The 17,593-nt window shown below is 50.0% G+C and carries 18 protein-coding genes and 1 riboswitch; of the genes, 16 read left to right on the top strand and 2 right to left on the bottom strand.

Annotation, left to right across the window (positions count from 1 at the left end; genetic code table 11):
- Positions 1–119 precede the first annotated feature (119 nt).
- From DWW13_RS04410 to DWW13_RS04425, 4 genes are all read left to right on the top strand, one after another.
- Positions 120–1,385: an SLC13 family permease gene (locus tag DWW13_RS04410; protein ID WP_117761398.1), complete on the top strand. Its 1,266-nt coding sequence runs from the start codon at positions 120–122 to the stop codon at positions 1,383–1,385.
- 105 nt (positions 1,386–1,490) lie between these two features.
- Positions 1,491–2,396, top strand: coding sequence for a L(+)-tartrate dehydratase subunit alpha (ttdA, locus tag DWW13_RS04415; RefSeq protein WP_022461434.1), 906 nt, complete (start codon positions 1,491–1,493; stop codon positions 2,394–2,396).
- Between the two features lie 15 nt (positions 2,397–2,411).
- Entirely contained in the window at positions 2,412–3,044 is a 633-nt protein-coding gene (gene ttdB / locus DWW13_RS04420; RefSeq protein ID WP_022461435.1) for a L(+)-tartrate dehydratase subunit beta, read from the top strand.
- Between the two features lie 25 nt (positions 3,045–3,069).
- Positions 3,070–3,744, top strand: a complete 675-nt coding sequence (locus DWW13_RS04425) for an FUSC family protein (RefSeq protein WP_022461591.1) — start codon at positions 3,070–3,072, stop codon at positions 3,742–3,744.
- Between the two features lie 64 nt (positions 3,745–3,808).
- Here the strand turns inward: DWW13_RS04425 and DWW13_RS04430 are convergent, their stop codons facing one another.
- Together DWW13_RS04430 and DWW13_RS04435 are read right to left on the bottom strand one after the other, a co-directional pair.
- Entirely contained in the window at positions 3,809–5,137 is a 1,329-nt protein-coding gene (locus tag DWW13_RS04430; protein WP_117761373.1) for an MATE family efflux transporter, read from the bottom strand.
- Between the two features lie 161 nt (positions 5,138–5,298).
- Complete coding sequence (locus DWW13_RS04435; RefSeq protein ID WP_117761372.1) at positions 5,299–6,135, bottom strand: AIM24 family protein; 837 nt, start codon at positions 6,133–6,135, stop codon at positions 5,299–5,301.
- Between the two features lie 195 nt (positions 6,136–6,330).
- Between DWW13_RS04435 and DWW13_RS04440 the strand changes: the two genes are divergently transcribed.
- From DWW13_RS04440 to DWW13_RS04490, 12 genes are all read left to right on the top strand, one after another.
- A complete protein-coding gene (locus tag DWW13_RS04440) occupies positions 6,331–6,900 on the top strand; it encodes a GNAT family N-acetyltransferase (protein WP_055225861.1) in 570 nt (189 codons plus the stop codon).
- The gene (locus tag DWW13_RS04445) at positions 6,897–7,448 is read left to right on the top strand and encodes a hypothetical protein (RefSeq protein WP_022461824.1); all 552 of its coding nucleotides are present in this window, start codon (positions 6,897–6,899) and stop codon (positions 7,446–7,448) included. Before DWW13_RS04440 ends, DWW13_RS04445 begins: the two co-directional genes overlap by 4 nt.
- Positions 7,435–8,040: a class I SAM-dependent methyltransferase gene (locus tag DWW13_RS04450; RefSeq protein WP_022461823.1), complete on the top strand. Its 606-nt coding sequence runs from the start codon at positions 7,435–7,437 to the stop codon at positions 8,038–8,040. The genes DWW13_RS04445 and DWW13_RS04450 overlap by 14 nt, the downstream gene beginning before the upstream one ends.
- A gap of 72 nt (positions 8,041–8,112) precedes the next feature.
- Complete coding sequence (locus tag DWW13_RS18955; protein WP_173815367.1) at positions 8,113–8,529, top strand: hypothetical protein; 417 nt, start codon at positions 8,113–8,115, stop codon at positions 8,527–8,529.
- A gap of 41 nt (positions 8,530–8,570) precedes the next feature.
- The gene (locus DWW13_RS04460) at positions 8,571–8,981 is read left to right on the top strand and encodes a peptide deformylase (RefSeq protein WP_117761371.1); all 411 of its coding nucleotides are present in this window, start codon (positions 8,571–8,573) and stop codon (positions 8,979–8,981) included.
- A gap of 43 nt (positions 8,982–9,024) precedes the next feature.
- Positions 9,025–9,171 (top strand): hypothetical protein, encoded by a 147-nt coding sequence (locus DWW13_RS18785; RefSeq protein ID WP_156327518.1) that lies wholly within the window; start codon positions 9,025–9,027, stop codon positions 9,169–9,171.
- Positions 9,172–9,275: 104 nt separating this feature from the next.
- A riboswitch (Lysine riboswitch) is annotated at positions 9,276–9,450 on the top strand.
- Positions 9,451–9,635: 185 nt separating this feature from the next.
- A complete protein-coding gene (locus tag DWW13_RS04465) occupies positions 9,636–11,114 on the top strand; it encodes an alanine/glycine:cation symporter family protein (RefSeq protein ID WP_117510525.1) in 1,479 nt (492 codons plus the stop codon).
- Between the two features lie 117 nt (positions 11,115–11,231).
- Positions 11,232–12,848 carry an amidohydrolase gene (locus DWW13_RS04470; protein WP_118719412.1) on the top strand — a complete coding sequence of 539 codons (1,617 nt, stop codon included), beginning with the start codon at positions 11,232–11,234 and terminating at the stop codon, positions 12,846–12,848.
- Positions 12,849–13,108: 260 nt separating this feature from the next.
- The gene (locus tag DWW13_RS04475) at positions 13,109–13,747 is read left to right on the top strand and encodes a metal-dependent hydrolase (RefSeq protein WP_158579571.1); all 639 of its coding nucleotides are present in this window, start codon (positions 13,109–13,111) and stop codon (positions 13,745–13,747) included.
- 255 nt (positions 13,748–14,002) lie between these two features.
- The gene (locus DWW13_RS04480) at positions 14,003–15,262 is read left to right on the top strand and encodes an AfsR/SARP family transcriptional regulator (protein ID WP_055266837.1); all 1,260 of its coding nucleotides are present in this window, start codon (positions 14,003–14,005) and stop codon (positions 15,260–15,262) included.
- Positions 15,259–15,609, top strand: coding sequence for a hypothetical protein (locus DWW13_RS04485; RefSeq protein WP_118595640.1), 351 nt, complete (start codon positions 15,259–15,261; stop codon positions 15,607–15,609). Before DWW13_RS04480 ends, DWW13_RS04485 begins: the two co-directional genes overlap by 4 nt.
- Positions 15,610–15,776: 167 nt before the next feature.
- Positions 15,777–17,495, top strand: coding sequence for a phospho-sugar mutase (locus DWW13_RS04490; RefSeq protein WP_118659914.1), 1,719 nt, complete (start codon positions 15,777–15,779; stop codon positions 17,493–17,495).
- Positions 17,496–17,593: the final 98 nt, after the last annotated feature.

Genomic DNA, 17,593 nt, shown 5'->3' on the forward strand with positions numbered 1-17,593 from the left:
TATTCCACCAATTTGTTTTTTAACCAGTACACGCCGTATAATACAAGTAACAAAAGAAACGTGTTCGGCCGATGCTTTTCAAGAAAAAGAAAACTGAAAAAACGAAAGGAGATTTGGGAATGTCTCAAACCACAATCACATTGCTGTTTCTGGTATTTGCGATTGTCAGCTTCATTCTGGAGAAAATTCCGCTGGGTCTGACAGCTTCGATCTGTGCGCTTGGATTGACTCTCACCGGAATTCTGGATGTATCAACGACTTTCTCTCAATACGTAAACAGCAACGTTATCCTCTGCATCGGCATGTTTGTTGTCGGCCAGGCACTTTTCGAGACGGGAATGGCAAACAAAATCGGAGGACTTGTAACCCGCTTTGCCAAAACCGAAAAAACACTGATCATCGCCATTATGGTAATTGCCGGCGTGATGTCCGGATTCTTATCCAACACCGGAACCGCTGCCGTACTGATCCCGGTTGTCTGTGGAATCGCAGATGAGTCCGGTTATTCCAGAAGCCACCTGCTGATGCCGCTTGTATTCGCGGCAGCCCTCGGCGGAAACCTCTCTATCATCGGAGCGCCGGGAAATTTGATGGGCGTCAATGCACTGCAGGAGATGGGAATCAAAACCAGCTTTTTCATGTACGCGCCAATCGGAATTCCGATGCTGCTGATAGGAATCCTCTACTTCGTCTGTTTTGGATATAAACTTCTTACGCAGAATCAGAACGAAGCAGCCCAGAACCTGGAAGAGCAGAAAGATTTCAGCAATGTTCCGAAATGGAAACAGATCATTTCACTTGTTGTTCTGATCGTTGTAATTTTCGCTATGATTTTCGAAGAATTAATTGGAATCAGCATTCAGCTTTCCGCCTGTCTTGGCGCACTCTTTTTGGTGCTGACCGGGGTTCTGACAGAAAAAGAAGCGTTGAATTCCATTGACTTAAAAGTAGTTCTCCTCTTTGGAGGCTCTCTTTCCCTGGCAAAAGCACTGGATGTCACAGGGGCAGGAAGTATGATCGCCGATAAAATCGTCGGTCTGCTCGGATCCAATCCAAATCCGATTCTGCTTCTCCTGGTAATTTTCCTGGTAACCTGTGTACTGACCAACTTTATGTCAAATACAGCCACTACGGCACTTATGATTCCGATCGCTGTTTCTCTTGCAAACAGCCTTGGAGCAGACCCGCGGTCCGTTGTGATTGCAACTGTTATCGCCGGTTCCTGCGCGTATGCAACACCAATTGGTATGCCTGCAAACACGATGGTAGTCGGACTCGGAGGCTATAAATTCAAGGATTATGTAAAATCCGGCCTGCCTCTGATCCTCGTATCCTTTGCAATCTGCATGATACTGCTGCCCATCCTGTTTCCTTTTTATCCATGATAAGCATTCCTTCGCATAAACAGGTATCACACACCACAAGGGGCAGAAAATTCCTGCCCCGCACCACAAAGTTCACTCATGAAAATCATTCATAGGAGGTATATTATGACAAACGAAAATGGAGTAAAAGTTTTAACAGACATGGTAGCTGATTTTGTTGCCCACATCGGCAAAAAGCTGCCGGACGATGTAGTTGCAAAGCTGGAGGAGCTGGGCTCCCAGGAAACAGCAGCGCTTCCGAAAGCACTGTATGAGACGATGACCAAAAACCAGAAACTGGCGGTGGAATTAAACCGTCCGAGCTGCCAGGACACCGGCGTGCTTCAGTTCTGGCTGAAATGCGGAACGAATTTTCCGTACATCAATGAACTGGAAGGCCTGCTGAAAGAGGCTGTTGTACAGGCTACCTTTGCAGCACCGCTCCGCCACAACTCGGTAGAGACTTTTGATGAGTACAATACCAAGAAAAACGTAGGAAAAGGAACCCCGACCGTATGGTGGGATATCGTTCCGAACAGTGACAAATGCGAAATCTACGCTTACATGGCAGGCGGCGGATGTACGCTTCCTGGAAAAGCGATGGTTCTGATGCCAGGTGCAGGATATGAAGGAATCACCGATTTCGTACTGGATCAGATGACAAGCTACGGCTTAAATGCGTGTCCTCCGCTTCTTGTCGGCGTTGGAGTTGGAACATCCATCGAAACCGCAGCATTAAATTCAAAGAAAGCGCTGATGCGCCCGATCGGTTCCCACAATGAAAATGCAAATGCAGCAAAAATGGAGCGTCTGCTGGAAGACGGCATCAATGCCATCGGCCTTGGACCGCAGGGAATGGGCGGAAAATATTCCGTTATGGGTGTAAACATTGAAAACACCGCCCGCCATCCATCCACGATCGGCGTTGCCGTAAATGTGGGATGCTGGTCCCACCGCCGCGGCCATATCGTGGTAAATCCTGATCTGACAGTAACTTGTGATACACATTCCACCTGGAAATTTAATGCATAAACGGAGGTACGAATTATGATCGAAATTAGAGGAGATAAAAAAGTTCTGATTACACCGGTAAGCGCAGAAGACCTGAAAGATATCCACATCGGAGATATTGTTTGGCTGGACGGCGATCTCATGACCTGCCGTGACGTTGCACACCGCAGACTCGTTGAGTACGGAAGAGAGCTTCCATATAATATCAAAGACAAGGCAATTTTCCATGCCGGCCCGATCGTACGGAAAATTGAGGGAACAGAAGATGATTACGAGATGGTTTCTGTCGGACCGACTACTTCCATGCGTATGGAGAAATTCGAGTATGAATTTACAAAACTGACCGGCGTACGTGTCATTGTCGGAAAAGGCGGCATGGGTCCGAATACCGAGCGTGCATGTAAAGAATTCGGTGCCATTCACTGTGTCTTCCCGGCAGGCTGCGCGGTTGTTGCCGCGACTGAGGTGGAAAGAATTGCAGAGCATCACTGGGATGAACTGGGAATGCCGGAGACGTTATGGTGCAATAAAGTAAAAGAGTTCGGTCCGCTGATCGTTTCTATTGATGCAGAAGGACGCAACCTGTTTGAAGAGAACAAAGTTGTTTTCAACGAGCGCAAAGAGGCTGCAAAACAGGCAATTTATCCGGAAGTGAAGTTTATCAAATAATAAGAGTTTTTGACAGGAGCAGCCTATGGGACCACAGGAAATGCTGGACCGGGCGGAGGTGAAAAATAAGTGGCAGCTCACGCCGCTGAAGGATTTCAAATCACCCCGTCTGACGGAACGCATGTGGCGGACAGCGGTGGTTGTTCTGCTGACTTCCCTGATTTATGAATATCTGATTCCTGGCGGCCGCAACCCCTGCTTTGCGCTGATCGGCGCAGTGTACGGGGTTGGGAGCCGGTTTGAAGAGGGATTCCACAATGGAATCAATCGCCTGATCGGAACGTTTGTGGGAGGAATCCTGGTCATTCCATTCTACATGCTGTATCAGAAACAGCCGTTTGGAATTCCGGCTTTTCTGTGGCTGGCGGCAGGGCTCTGCCTGGTATTGTGGTGCAATCTGGCACTGCAGGCGGACTCTGCGATCCAGCCGGGAATCGTGGTCTACTTTGTGGTACTTTACACAGTTGGTGAGGAACGAGTTGTTTTCTATACGCTTGCCCGGATTCTGGATACCGGCATCGGCGTACTGATTTCCCTTCTCTGCTATCTTTTACTGCCATCGAAATATGATAAAGAACAGGGGCTCTCGTTCCGGACCATGTGGAAGGCGACAAAACATGCGTTTCAGTCTTATAAGGATAAAAACCGTCTGTTCCGCGAGGATGAACAGAAAAACTTTGGAATGAAAAACAAAAAATAAGCAGGATGCAAAAAAAGAGATGATCTGCTCTGTGCCGGCAGATCACCTCTTTTTTGTATGGCGTTTATGATATTTTATAATATTTCGATGTATGCTGGCGGTAAAGCAGCAGCAGTCCGCGGATGCAGAGCTCGATAGCCATGGCGATCCACATGCCGCGCAGGCCGAGCGGGGTGATGAGAAGTACCGCGAGACCGAGGCGGATGACCCAGATGCTGCCAAGGTTCAGAAGGCTTGGCACAAACGTATCGCCTGTTCCGCGGAGGGCTCCGGCGGCAACGATGGAAGCGCCGAAAAACGGCTCGGCGAGCAGTTCGATGCGGAGTACCTCGGCGGCAAACGAGCGAACCTGCGGGTCAGGAGTCAGAATGCTAAAGACGAACGGACAGAAGATCATCATCAGACCTCCGGTGATGGCCATCAGGACTGCGCCCATGGCAATACAGATATTTCCGTAGCGTTTCGCCAGCTTGTAATTTCCGGCGCCGTAGCTTCTGCCGACGAGCGTTGTCGCGGCGGAACCGATGCCGTAGCCTGGCATGTAGCAGAGGCCTTCGGCGGTGACGGCGAACGAATTGGCCGCAATCGCAATGGAGCCGAGCGGGGCAATCAGCATGGTGGCAGCAACCATGGCGCTGTTCATCGCGATTTCCTGTACGGCAACCGGCACACCGATTTTGAATGCAGTTTTCAGAATTTTCGCATCGAAAACCGTTTTTTCCTTCCGGCGGAGACGCAGCCGCGGATTGCGGACACAACAGAACCAGGCACCCGTGAGGCTGATGACGGCGCAGGCCAGCATCGTTCCCATACCGGCACCCATGACACCGAAAACCGGAATCAAAAGAGCATTGAAAATGACATCGAGCACGCACATAACGGCATTTAAAATACTGGGTGTCACCATATCACCGCTGCACTGCAGGAAGGACGACATCAGCGAGTTGAGCTGGGAAAACGGAAGCATGATGGCAAACATCATAAAATAGAGCGTGGCATTCTGTCGGATCTCCTGCGCACCGCCGAGCCACCCCGGCAGCGGATGACTGATCAGAAGCCCGATCAGGCACAAAACAGCCGACACAACAAGCGCGGACGCGATGCCATGCCGCACAACATCCCTTGCCTTCTTGTCATGATTTCCCCCGATCTGATGCGCTACCTGAACAGAAAAACCGGCTGAAACCGCATAAATCGTACCGCTGAGGAGCCACGTCGTCGACGAAACCAGTCCGATCGCCGCCGAAGCATTCGCCCCAAGCGCGCCGACCATCGCGGAATCAATGTATTGCATCGCAATCGTAGTAATCTGTGTAAGAATCGCAGGCAGACTTAATCGCCCGACCTGCTGAATCTGCGGTTTCAGTTCAGTCCAGTTTATTCTATTCATCATTTTCTCCAGAACATGTATTTTATCGTATGGTTTTTCTTAAGAATGTAAAGATAAATGCGTATTTTACGCTAACATGTTTTGAAGAAAGTGTCAATCAAAAACGAGGTTTAATTTGACTTTTTTCTATGCGTATTAGGCATAGGGGCGGAGAGGATTCGAATTTAATTTTCCGGCGGAAGGTTGTTCTTCGCAGCGGGGTTCGCCTGGGTCGTGTTGGTTGCAGTCAGCAGGGAATCTGTCGGGGCGACCGGGCTCATGAGGACGCGGCCGGTTCCGCGGTAGACGTTGACGAGGCCTTCGCCGCTGACGGCGGAGCCGACGAGGGTTTTGGTGGAGCGCTCTACGGTGAAATCAAGGTTGGAGGACCAGCAGACGGCGAGGTTTCCATCGATTTTCAGTTCGTCGTTTTCGAGTTCGACTTCGATCAGCTCGCCCTCAGGTACGTTGCTTTCGAGGGCAACGGCGCCTCTGCCGACGAGGCTCAGATTGAAGAAGCCTTCACCGCCGAGGACAGCGGAGGAAATACTCTTGCGGGCGGTCAGTTTGTTTTTGACTCTGCCGTCGCAGGCGAGGAATATGCCGTCCTCAATCGTCATTCCGGAGGAGCCCCATTTCTCGACATCCACAAGAATGATGTATTTGTAGGTCGGTTCCAGCACGAGATATCCGTCGCCAACGTACTCCGGTTTTACGGCAGATTCCTTTGTCATGGCGCCTTTGATGGCCTTTCCGAACAGGTCGCCGATCCCTTTGATTCCGGCGGTCGCCTGTACATGGCCGCCCATCCACTGCATCGCACCGGACTGGATAATCGCGGAGTGCTCCTTGTCCAGTTCAATGACAACCTGGCGGCGGCGCACATTCATTTTGCTCATGTAATACTCCTCCATGGCAGTCATCGGCGAGACGCTGGAATCCTGGAGATATTCCATGACGTGGAAATTTTCGATGGATTTGGTGAATTTCCGGTTTTCGTTTTCGAGATTTAAAATTTTCATAGGCACGTTCCTTTCTTTCATTAAGAAGAAAAATAGTGATCCGTCTTGTTTCTTTTATTATACAGGAAAGAAAGCAAAGAGCACAGAAAAATTTAGAAAAAAAGGAAATCTGGAAATCATGTTGTCCATTTTTCAGCGGAGTGATAAGATAAAGTTCAGAAAACGCAAGCAGTACGGTCAGAGGAGGAGTTTATTATGAGTACAATTACTGTCAGAGATGCAAAAATAGAGGATGCTGCACGGATTCTGGAGATTTATGCGTATTACGTAGAGCACACCGTGATTTCTTTCGAGTGGGATGTGCCGTCGCTGGAAGAATTCGAAAACCGTATGCGGGATATCATGAAGAAATACCCGTATCTCGTGATCGAAAGAGATGGAAAAATCGAGGGTTACGCATATGCCCATCCGTTCGTTGGCCGCGCCGCATACGATTGGTCGAGCGAGCTGACGATTTATCTCGACCACGATGCGCGGAAAGGCGGACTGGGACGGAGATTGTATGAAGAACTGGCCGATCGTCTGAAAAAAATGGGCATTCTGAACCTCTACGCCTGCATCGGCTATCCGCAGGTCGAGGATGAATATCTGACGAAAAACAGCGCCGAGTTCCATGCGCATCTCGGATTCGAACTCGTGGGAACCTTCCACAACTGCGGCTACAAATTCGACCGCTGGTACGATATGGTCTGGATGGAAAAAATCATCGGCGAGCCGCACGCGGGACAGCCGGCAGTAAAGCCGTACAGCGAGGTTAAAGAATGAGTACGATAACGACGTATACAAGAAAACATTTCGATCCCGTACATCCTGATCCGGGGCTGCTCTGTGTGGAGGATTTTGCGCATGCGCTGCCGATGATCTGCCGCGGAAACGGTCATGTGACGACGTTCTGGTCAGTGGGAGAGCACTGCATCTGCTGTGCGAAAGAGGCTGCCGCGCGCGGCTATTCCCGGCGGCTGGTGCTGGCGTGCCTTCTGCATGACGCGAGCGAGTGTTACATGTCGGACGTGCCGCGGCCATTAAAGCAGGAGATGCCGCGGTACCGCGAGATCGAGGACCATCTGCTTTCGGTGATTTATGAGAAATATCTTGGCAGTGATCTGACGGCGGAGGAGCAGCGGATGATGAAACAGATCGACAATGATCTGCTGTGGTACGATCTGACAAATCTGCTGGAGGAACCGCAGGCGGGGGATGCGCCGAAACTTCACATCACGCTGGACTACACGGTGCGGCCGTTTGCTGCGGTGGAACAGGAGTATCTGGAATTATTCGAACAGTATCGGGAGACGGGCGATGAGAGAGGATAAAAACGAAAACCGCTGGGACAAGCTGCTGCAGATCCACACAATGGGGCGGGATGACAGCCGGTCGGATCTGTACCGGTATCCGTATGAGCCGACCCCGTACTGCGTGCTGGAGCGGATGGCAAACACAGGGATGATCCGAAAGGGAAATACGCTGCTCGATTACGGATGCGGAAAGGGCCGCGTAGATTTCTTCTTATCGGCGCAGACCCGGTGCCAGTCCATCGGTGTGGAGTATGATGACCGGATTTATGCGAAGGCAATGGAAAACAAAAAGGCGGCGGCCTCTGGTGCGCGGACGGAGTTTGTGCTGGAGAGCGCCGAAAATTTTCCCGTTCCTGTGGAAGTGGACCGGGTGTATTTTTTTAACCCGTTTTCGCTTGAAATCTTAAGAAAAGCGATGGCAAGACTGCTGGAATCGTACTACGAAAATCCGCGGGAGATCCAGCTGTTTTTCTATTACCCGTCGGATGCTTATATCTCGTATCTGATGACCGTGCCGGAACTGGAATTTCTCGATGAGATCGACTGTATGGATCTGTTTCCGGGCGGGGACAGCCGGGAGCGGGTTGTGATTTTTACGATTCAGGAATAAAAAGTTTTGTAACAGCAAAAACCGTGTGGAATACAAAAAAGCATGAATTATATTTGAAGAAAGGGCGTTTTTATGAAATATCAGGTAATGCGAATTGAGGAAGACCTTGATTTCGGTTGTGAGGAGCGCGGTGCCGACGAGCCTGTCATGGCAGTTGTTGTTTTGAAAGATGAAAACGGAACAGAATCGCGCATCCGCCAGGAGGATCAGATGCTGTATGACTGGAACATCGAGGAGGGCGACACCGTTATTCTGAATGAAAACGGCGAATTGCGAAAAGTACTCTCCGGTGATTGGACGCAGAATTGCAATTCGAAAAATGTAGATACGACAAAATTCGTCAACATGATGCAGGCCGTCAAAGCCGGAAAACAGATTGACTGGATCTGTCCGTTCTGCAGCGGAACAGTAGAACGATTGGAACAGAAAGGCGGAAAAACCGTAATCGGATGCACATCGTGCGATATGCAGATTCAAATAGAAAATTAAACGATTTCGGCCTTTAAGGCCGAAAGAGAAAGGAAACACAAATGGTAAAACCAATTATGAGAGACGTTCTCTTCCTCGGACAGAAATCCATCCCGGCGACAGAGGAAGATCTGCAGGTGGGAAGAGATCTGCAGGACACACTGGCAGCAAACCGCGAGGCATGCGTCGGCATGGCGGCAAATATGATCGGCGTGAAAAAACGCATCATCATCGTAAACGCCGGATTCCGCGACATCATCATGTTCAACCCGGTGATCGTCCGCAAAAGCGGCCCCTACGAAACAGAAGAAGGTTGCCTCTCCCTGCCAGGCGTGCGGAAAACAAAGCGGTACCAGAACATCGAAATCGAATACTACGACTGGGACTGGAAAAAACAACGCCAAAAATTCATCGGCTGGCCAGCCCAGATCTGCCAGCATGAGATGGATCATCTGGAAGGGATACTTATTTAGATCCTACAGCAGACAGGAGGACGGTATGACAGACAGAGAATGAATGGTAAAAGGAATCATTTACAACCCGAATGTGGAAGATCTGGCCAAAGAGCCAGAAGTCACCATCGTTCCAGGCGTCACAATCGGCGAACACGACCGCGAGTATTTTTACCGGGACGAAAAAATCGACTGGGAGAATCTCAAATAAATCGGGACAAATTTCGAAAATATAAAATTTTTGTAAAATAATGTCGAAAAAACGATTGACAAGTGGCGAAAAGAAACATATGATAATACCTGTCAATATACATATTCGGCAATAGAGGCGCGAAGGCTAAGAGTACCTGTCCTGAGACAACGGGGTCTGGGACGGGCAGGGAAAGGAGCATTCGCCGAAACGGGGCAGTTCCCGAAAAACTGTCTGCGTTGGGGTACAGTCGAACAGGCTGTGCACTCTCACCGTACTGGTGGAGGAGCTATTGCTTCATGAACGTAGATTTAATGGAGCAGTGGTGAAGACCGCTGCTCTTTTTATTGTACTGCAGTTGGAACCGTGACAAAAGGTTCCGGGGGTGGAAATCTGTTTGGTTGGAGAACGAAAGACGAAACGGGTGTTACAGGATACGTCTGAAGAAAACTGTTGCCGGAAAAGAAAAAAGGGAGGATTTTGACATGATAGCATTTCTTAACTGGCTGGACGGTGTCCTTTGGGGCGTGCCGCTGATCGCGCTGATGATTCTGACCGGTCTGTACTTTACCGTTCGTTCTGGATTTTTCCAGTTCCGTCACTTTGGCTGGATTATGAAGAGAACCGGCGGAAAACTGTTCCAGAAAGAAGACAAAGCAAGTGAAGGAAAGGGTATGCTTTCCTCGTTTGAGGCGATTTCGACCGCTATCGGCGGTACCGTAGGATTCGGTAATATCGCCGGTGTTGCAACTGCAGTTGCAGCAGGTGGCCCGGGAGCCATTATGTGGATGTGGCTTTCGTCTCTGCTTGGTATGATATTAAAACAGGTTGAGGTTACCCTCGGCTGCTACTACCGTCACACCAACGAAAAAGGTGAGTACTACGGCGGTCCGACTTACTACATGGAGTGTGGACTTGGCGAGGAGCGCCACTGGGGCAAGCTGTGGCTGATCCCAGCGCTCATCTTCGGCATCGGTATTTTCTCCACCTTCTTCGTAACCTCTTCCAACCTGACCGCATCTCAGGTCGTAGCCGGTGCGTTCGGTATTGAGAATATCAATCTTGGAAGCTTCAAAGTAGAAGGCGTTATCGTGATGGGCGTTCTGCTCTGCATTCTGACCTATGTCGTTACAAGCGGCGGTACGAAGAAAATCGCAAGTCTGTTCAGCAAGCTCGTTCCATTTATGAGCGTTCTTTATATCTTGATGGGAATTGGCATGATCATCATCAACATCAACCGCGTTCCTGGCGTATTTGCAGCCATCGTAACAAACGCATTTACCGGAACAGCAGCGATCGGCGGTTTTGCCGGCTGCGCAGTCAGCGAGATTATCCGTGTGGGTATGGCGCGTTCCGTATACTCCAATGAGGCTGGATGGGGTACTTCTCCAATGATCCATGCTTCCGCAAAAACACCGCATCCGGTAGAGCAGGGTCTGTGGGGATCTTTCGAGGTATTCTTTGATACCATGGTTATCTGTACGATCACCGCACTTTCCGTTATCTTAAGCGGAAACTGGACCGACGGAACGAACGGCGGAACACTTGCTTTAAGTGCATTTGCAAGCGGATTCGGCAAATTTGGAAGCATCCTTCTGGCAGTCATCATGGTCATTTTTACTGTAACGACTTCCGGCGGATGGTTCACCTACTATCTGGCAATTCTGGAGCATCTGTATAAAAAAGAAGGCAAGATGAAAGATATCGTCATGAAAATCTTCTACGCAGTCCGCGCTCTGCCGGGCGTACTGTGGACGATCTATCTGGTAAAGACAAACAACCAGGGCTTTATCTGGACTGTCGTTGATATCACATCTGCGATCCCGACCTTCGTCAACGTAGCAGTGATCCTGATTCTCTCGAACCAGTATTTCAAACTGCTGAAAGACTACAAAGCAAGAAACTTCGGCCAGGGCACGGTAGACAAGAACGCCTGCCTGTTCTACGAAGAGAAAACGAAATAAAAAATATTCAAAAGCGAATCCAGACACGCATGAGAATGGCGTGTCTGAATTTGTATATTGCGCAAATGGGCAGAAAAGAATAGAATCAAATTTAGATGACAGTAGGAGGATAATGATATGAAAACAATTTACAAAAACGGAGCTGTCTACACTGGAAAACTGCCGCTTGTCGAAGTGTTTGCAGTAGAAGACGGCAAATTTGTTTTCGCCGGAAGCAGCGCAGAGGCAGATGCCCTTGCAGCAGCCGGCGACAAAGTTGTAGACCTCGGCGGAAAATTCGTCTGCAGCGGTTTTAACGACAGCCATATGCACCTTTTAAATTACGGAAGCTCCCTGCTGAAAGCGCAGCTTGCCGCACATACCGAAAGCCTGGAAGATATGCTCGCCTGCCTCGACACCTTCCAGAAAGAGCATCCGCGAAAAGACGGCGCATGGCTGATGGGCCGCGGCTGGAATCAGGATTACTTCACGGACGTGGACCGCATGCCGAACCGCTACGATCTTGACCGCGTATCAACCGAAGTTCCGATCTGCGCGACGAGAGCGTGCGGCCACTGCCTCGTAGTCAACAGCAAAGCGCTGGAACTCCTCGGCGTCACCGCAGATACCCCGCAGCCGGAGGGCGGAGAGATCGGTATGGAAAACGGTGAGCCGGACGGAAGATTCTTCGACAATGCAATGGAACCGGTTTACGACAGCATTCCGGTGCCGAGCAAAGAGGAAATCAAAGATATGATCCGCAGCGCCTGCAAAGCCCTGAACAGCTACGGCGTCACCAGCAGCCAGAGTGATGATTACTGCGTTTACCGCGCCGTTCCGTGGCAGACCGTCAACGAAGCATACAAAGAACTCGAGGAGTCCGGCGAGCTGACCGTCCGCGTTTACGAGCAGAGCAACTTTACCGATCTGGAATCCTTAAAAGGTTTCGTTGAGGCTGGAAATGTGACCGGCATCGGCACAGACCGCTTTAAAATCGGACCGCTGAAAATGCTCGGCGACGGCGCACTCGGTGCGAGAACAGCATTCCTCAGTCGCCCATACGCAGACGACCCGTCCACCTGCGGAATCCCGGTATTCACCCAGGAAACCATGGATGAGATGATCGGCTACGCCAATGCACACGGCATGCAGGCTGCAGTTCACACGATCGGTGATGCGTGCCTCGACCGCGTGTTAAGTGCCTATGAAAAAGCCCTTGCTGAAAACCCGAGAGAAGATCACCGCCACGGCATCGTGCACTGCCAGATCACAAGAGCCGATCAGCTTGAAAAAATCGCGAAAATGCATCTTCACGTTTACGCACAGAGCATCTTCCTCGATTACGATAACCATATCGTAGAGGAGCGCGTCGGCAAAGAGCTTGCGAGCACAAGCTACAGCTGGAAGGCGCTGATGAACAACGGCGTCTCCGTCAGCAACGGAACTGACTGCCCGGTAGAGCTGCCGGATGCCCTCGCCTGCATGCAGTGCGCTGTCACAAGAACAACGCTGCGCGACCATGTCGGCCCGTACCTGCCGGATCAGAAATTCACCGTACAGGAAGCACTCGACAGTTACACGATCCGCAGCGCCGAGGCAAGTTTCGAGGAGAACGTGAAAGGCCAGATCGCAGAAGGCATGATGGCAGACTTCGTCGTACTGGGTCAGAATCCGTTTGAGGTGGATGAGAGCACGATCAAAGACATTCCGGTGTGCCGGACGTATCTTGCCGGTGAACTGGTATATGAAGCATAAGAACATAACTCAAATGAGTAATAAATGTCAAATGAAAATTCATACAATGAAGGGAAAAACGTAAAATAAGATAACCTGAAAATAGTATGGAATAAAGACAGAAACAGAGGAGAACCTCCTGCGGCGATGAATGGTCGCAGGAGGTTCTTTTTTGATCCTGATAGGACCATACGGTCGTAAAAGAATCGAACAAATGGTTGCATAAAAGGGAGGGAATGTGCTATGATAAAGGAAATTTTACAAAAGGAAAAAACAGACAAATGCTTGGAAGAACACATTTTTTTATTGGAACAGCAGCGGCACTTGCTGTTTTACAGCCGCAGACGGTTCCCGCGCTTGTGGCCGGTGCCGGGGCTGCCGCGATCGGCGGTTTGATCAGTGACATTGATGTCGGCACTTCACAGGCGCACCGCGATGCCGATAAGATCACTACGGCAACAGTTGCAGTTGCGGTGCTCACAATTCTTGCGGAGTATAAACTGAATCTTGGAATTTACCGCCGCCTCACAAGCGACAGCAGCGTGCTGCGTCTCCTCGCCGGAACGGCAGCATTTTTGCTGATCTGCGCCTATGGGAAACAGCAGCCGCACCGCTCCTTCATGCATTCATTTGCGGCGCTGGCATTGCTGACGGCGTGCGTGGACATCATCTACCCGGATGTGTCCGCTTATTTTGCCGTGGGCTTTCTGTCCCATCTGGTGCTCGATTTTTTCAACCGGAAACCGGAAAAGCTGTTCTGGCCCTGGAAGAAGGGATTCTGCCTCGGACTCTGCTCAGCACGGGGACTTGTGAACCGCGCACTGCTCGGGTGCGGCATGGTATCTCTTGCTGTAATACTGGTGATCTCGGCGCCTGCAGGGCGGCTGATGGCTAAAATCATGCGGGCAATTTACGGATGAGATGGGATTGACAAAAAGATAACAAGACAAAGGAAGAAAAAGCAGGAATTTTTCGGTGTTAAAGTTAATATTTTATACATTTTATAGTAGGATTTTTGATTAAAATGATGTAAAATAGAAAACAGAAATCCGGCGTCCGTAATTGTTTTTGAAATGAACGAACAGGGAACCGCCGGCCCGTTACCGCAGCCGATTGCGGAGCGCAGCGCAACCGACAACAGAGATTAGAGCACAACAGGCAATACAGGAGTTAGTATGAACGAAGAAATGAAAAACCAAACAGAACAGTTACCGCTTTTAAAAGTACACATGATGGGAAGTTTTTTCCTGGAGTACGGCGACCAGCCGATTTCCTTCCGGAAAACAATGGCAACAAAATCGATGAGACTTCTGCAGATTTTCCTCTATAACAAGGACAATGGAATTTCCAGAGGAAGACTGTTGGAGAGCACATACGGAAGAGAAGATGTGGCGGACGCGGCAAACAGCCTGCGTGTCGGCGTACATCGCCTGAAAAGAAGCCTTGTCGAGGCAGGACTTCCGCAGTTTGAGTACATTTATACACAGAAAGGCGTTTACCACTGGACCAGCCCGATGCCGGTCGAGGTAGATGCGATTGATATCAAAAATAAGATCCTGGAAGCAGGAAAAGAGACAGACGAGAAAGCGCGCATGGATCAGATGATCGAAGCACTGGAGCTGTACACCGGAGAGTTCCTTGCAGATTTCGGCGAGGAAGAGTGGGTACAGGCGGAGCGCGCGCAGCTGAAAAAAGTATATTCCGATGCACTGAAAGAAGTAAGTGAGTATCTTCTGAAAAACGAGGAGTTCGATGAGCTGCAGAAACTGACTTCTGTTGCTTCCGAACTGTATCCGTTCGACGAGTGGCAGGCAGTCCAGATGCAGGCGCTGATCGGCCTGGAGAGATACAAAGAGGCCATGAAACTGTACGAGCAGACCTCGAAACATTACTTTGAAGAGCTTGGCGTTACACCGAGCGAGAAACTGGTGGAGCAGTACCGCTATCTGGGAAGCCGCATGGGCAGCAGACACCGCGTGATCGAAGAGGTACAGGCAGATCTTCAGGAGAGCCCGGGAGAAAAGGGCGGAGCATTCTTCTGTTCCCTCGCCGGATTCCGTGACTGCTACCGACTTGTTTACCGTATGTCCGAGCTGAACGGACAGATGCCGTGGCTGATGCTGTGCACCATTACAGACGGAAAAGGTTACCCGGCAAAAGGCGGTCCGCGCCTTGACCGTATGTCCGAAAAGCTGCTTGAGGTAATGAAACGCAGCCTGCGTCATTCCGATTTCTTTGCAAAATACAGCCCGTCCCAGTATGTGATTCTGCTGCAGGGCGGCAGCCAGAGAGGATGCGAACTCGTCTACAAGAGAATCAGCGAGCGCTTCTCCGAGGAGAAAAAAGGCTGGGCAAAGAATCTGAAATACAGTGCACTGCCGGCAATTCAGACCGAAAAAGAGCTTGAGTTCTTAGAAGGAGACGATGTTTTATGATTCGCGTACAGCTGCTTGGAAGATTCCGCATGTACGATGAAACACGCTGCCTCAACGAGGAAGCGATTCATTCCCCGATGATCACAAAGCTGCTGGTTTATATGATCTGCAACAAAAACCATATCGTAACACTGGAACAGTTAACCGAAGCACCCTGGACGGATGAGGAGAGTGAAAATCCGTACGGAGCACTGAAAAATATGATGTACCGTCTGCGCGGAACGCTGCGGAAGGTATGGCCGGTTGAGAGAGGATCATGCCTGCTATATGAAGGCTGTCATGGAACTGACGAAAAGCCTGGAGCACCGCAGACCGCAAAGGAAAAGTACAGGTTCTCAGTGATCTAAAAGAGCTTTATCAGGAACCAAGAGAATTAGAAAAAATAAATTAATTTTTAAGTTGACAGCAGACTAAACAAATGGTAACTTTAAGCTGTGATGAAACGAGCTTAAATCCAGAAAAAGTCTGCTGTCTTAAGTTAAATAAAGTACAACAGACAGGGAGGATAACAAACATGAGTTACAGAGAAGTATATGAAAAATGGTGCAATGATCCATATTTTGATGAGGCATCCAGAGAAGAGCTGAAAGCACTCGAAGGAAATGAGGCAGAAATCGAAGACCGTTTCTACCGTCAGCTTGAGTTCGGTACCGGCGGACTCCGCGGTGTCATCGGAGCGGGTACCAACCGCATGAACATCTACACCGTACGCCAGGCAACCCAGGGCCTTGCCAACTACATCATTTCCCAGAACGGACAGGAAAAAGGCGTAGCCATCGCACACGATTCCAGAAGAATGTCTCCGGAATTCGCACGCGAAGCAGCACTCTGCCTGAATGCAAACGGAATCAAAACGTATCTGTTCGAGTCCCTGCGTCCGACACCGGAGCTTTCTTTTGCTGTCCGTGAATTCGGCTGTATTTCCGGTATCGTCATTACCGCAAGCCACAACCCGAGAGAGTACAACGGATACAAAGTATACTGGGAGGACGGCGCACAGATTACACCGCCGCACGACAAAAACATTCTCGCAGAGGTAGCAAAAGTAACCGAGTTTTCTGCCGTTAAAACGATGGAAGAAGATGATGCAAGAGCAGAAGGCCTGTTCCAGGTCATCGGAACCGATTTTGATGACCGTTACGTCGCAAAATTAAAAGAGCAGAGCATTCATCCGGAAATCATCAAAGATGCGGCAAAAGATATGAAGATCGTCTACACACCGCTTCACGGAACCGGAAATGTGCCGGTACGCCGCGTTCTGCGCGAGCTTGGCTTTAATCAGGTTTACGTTGTAAAAGAGCAGAAAATGCCGGACGGAAACTTCCCGACGGTGGCTTACCCGAACCCGGAAGACGAGAAAGCATGGACACTGGCGCTGAAACTGGCAAAAGAAGTAGACGCTGACATCATCCTTGCAACCGACCCTGATGCAGATCGTCTCGGCGTTTATGCAAAAGACAGCAAGACCGGCGAGTACGTAAGCTTCACCGGAAACATGTCCGGTATGCTGATCGCAGAGTACATCCTGCGCGAGCGCACCAAGAACGGAACCATGCCGGAGAACCCGGCTCTCGTTGAGACGATCGTTACCACAGATATGGCAAAAGCAATCGCAAAAGCCTACAACGTGGCACTGATCGAAGTTCTGACCGGCTTCAAATACATCGGCGAGCAGATCAAGTTCTTTGAGCAGAGCGGTGCACACAACTATGTCTTCGGCCTGGAGGAGAGCTACGGCTGCCTGGCTGGAACATATGCAAGAGACAAAGATGCCTGCGTGGCAGTTATGATGCTGTGCGAGGTTGCTGCATACTACAAACAGCAGGGCAAGACACTGTGGGATGCCATGGTGGATATGTACGAAGAGTACGGCTATTACAAAGAGGGTCTTGCAACGATGACCTTAAAAGGTATCGACGGTGCAAAAGAGATCCAGACCATGATGACCAACTTCCGTGAGAACCCGCCAAAAGAGCTGGGCGGTTTCCAGGTTCTTGCCGTACGCGATTACAAAGCAGACGTACGAGTGGATCTCGTAAGTGGCGAGAAGAGCGCGACCGGACTTCCGTCCTCCAACGTTCTTTACTATGAGCTGGAAAACAACGCATGGTGCTGTGTGCGCCCATCCGGTACTGAGCCGAAGATCAAATTCTATTTCGGCGTAAAAGGCACATCCCTTGAAGATGCAGCCGAGAAACTGGAAAAATTAAAAAATGCAATGGTAACTGCTTAAACGCTGTGTGATATAGAAACAAAAAAAGGCCTCAGCCCGGCGGGTGAGGTCTTTTTGTACAAAAATCGGCCCGGCGGATCAAGCTTACCTGAAATAAG

The sequence above is a fragment of the Blautia sp. AF14-40 genome (assembly GCF_003479665.1).
Classification (GTDB): Bacteria; Bacillota; Clostridia; order Lachnospirales; family Lachnospiraceae; genus Fusicatenibacter; species Fusicatenibacter saccharivorans.

Coding starts and splice junctions, on each gene's coding strand:
- DWW13_RS04450 (WP_022461823.1), top strand. CDS start 7,435: ATGAGAGAGGATAAAAACGAAAACCGCTGGGACAAGCTGCTGCAGATC.
- DWW13_RS04490 (WP_118659914.1), top strand. CDS start 15,777: ATGAGTTACAGAGAAGTATATGAAAAATGGTGCAATGATCCATATTTT.
- DWW13_RS04410 (WP_117761398.1), top strand. CDS start 120: ATGTCTCAAACCACAATCACATTGCTGTTTCTGGTATTTGCGATTGTC.
- DWW13_RS04425 (WP_022461591.1), top strand. CDS start 3,070: ATGGGACCACAGGAAATGCTGGACCGGGCGGAGGTGAAAAATAAGTGG.
- DWW13_RS04440 (WP_055225861.1), top strand. CDS start 6,331: ATGAGTACAATTACTGTCAGAGATGCAAAAATAGAGGATGCTGCACGG.
- DWW13_RS04430 (WP_117761373.1), bottom strand. CDS start 5,137: ATGATGAATAGAATAAACTGGACTGAACTGAAACCGCAGATTCAGCAG.
- DWW13_RS04475 (WP_158579571.1), top strand. CDS start 13,109: ATGCTTGGAAGAACACATTTTTTTATTGGAACAGCAGCGGCACTTGCT.
- ttdA (WP_022461434.1), top strand. CDS start 1,491: ATGACAAACGAAAATGGAGTAAAAGTTTTAACAGACATGGTAGCTGAT.
- DWW13_RS04465 (WP_117510525.1), top strand. CDS start 9,636: ATGATAGCATTTCTTAACTGGCTGGACGGTGTCCTTTGGGGCGTGCCG.
- DWW13_RS18785 (WP_156327518.1), top strand. CDS start 9,025: ATGGTAAAAGGAATCATTTACAACCCGAATGTGGAAGATCTGGCCAAA.
- DWW13_RS04435 (WP_117761372.1), bottom strand. CDS start 6,135: ATGAAAATTTTAAATCTCGAAAACGAAAACCGGAAATTCACCAAATCC.
- DWW13_RS04485 (WP_118595640.1), top strand. CDS start 15,259: ATGATTCGCGTACAGCTGCTTGGAAGATTCCGCATGTACGATGAAACA.
- DWW13_RS18955 (WP_173815367.1), top strand. CDS start 8,113: ATGAAATATCAGGTAATGCGAATTGAGGAAGACCTTGATTTCGGTTGT.
- DWW13_RS04460 (WP_117761371.1), top strand. CDS start 8,571: ATGGTAAAACCAATTATGAGAGACGTTCTCTTCCTCGGACAGAAATCC.
- DWW13_RS04480 (WP_055266837.1), top strand. CDS start 14,003: ATGAACGAAGAAATGAAAAACCAAACAGAACAGTTACCGCTTTTAAAA.
- DWW13_RS04470 (WP_118719412.1), top strand. CDS start 11,232: ATGAAAACAATTTACAAAAACGGAGCTGTCTACACTGGAAAACTGCCG.
- ttdB (WP_022461435.1), top strand. CDS start 2,412: ATGATCGAAATTAGAGGAGATAAAAAAGTTCTGATTACACCGGTAAGC.
- DWW13_RS04445 (WP_022461824.1), top strand. CDS start 6,897: ATGAGTACGATAACGACGTATACAAGAAAACATTTCGATCCCGTACAT.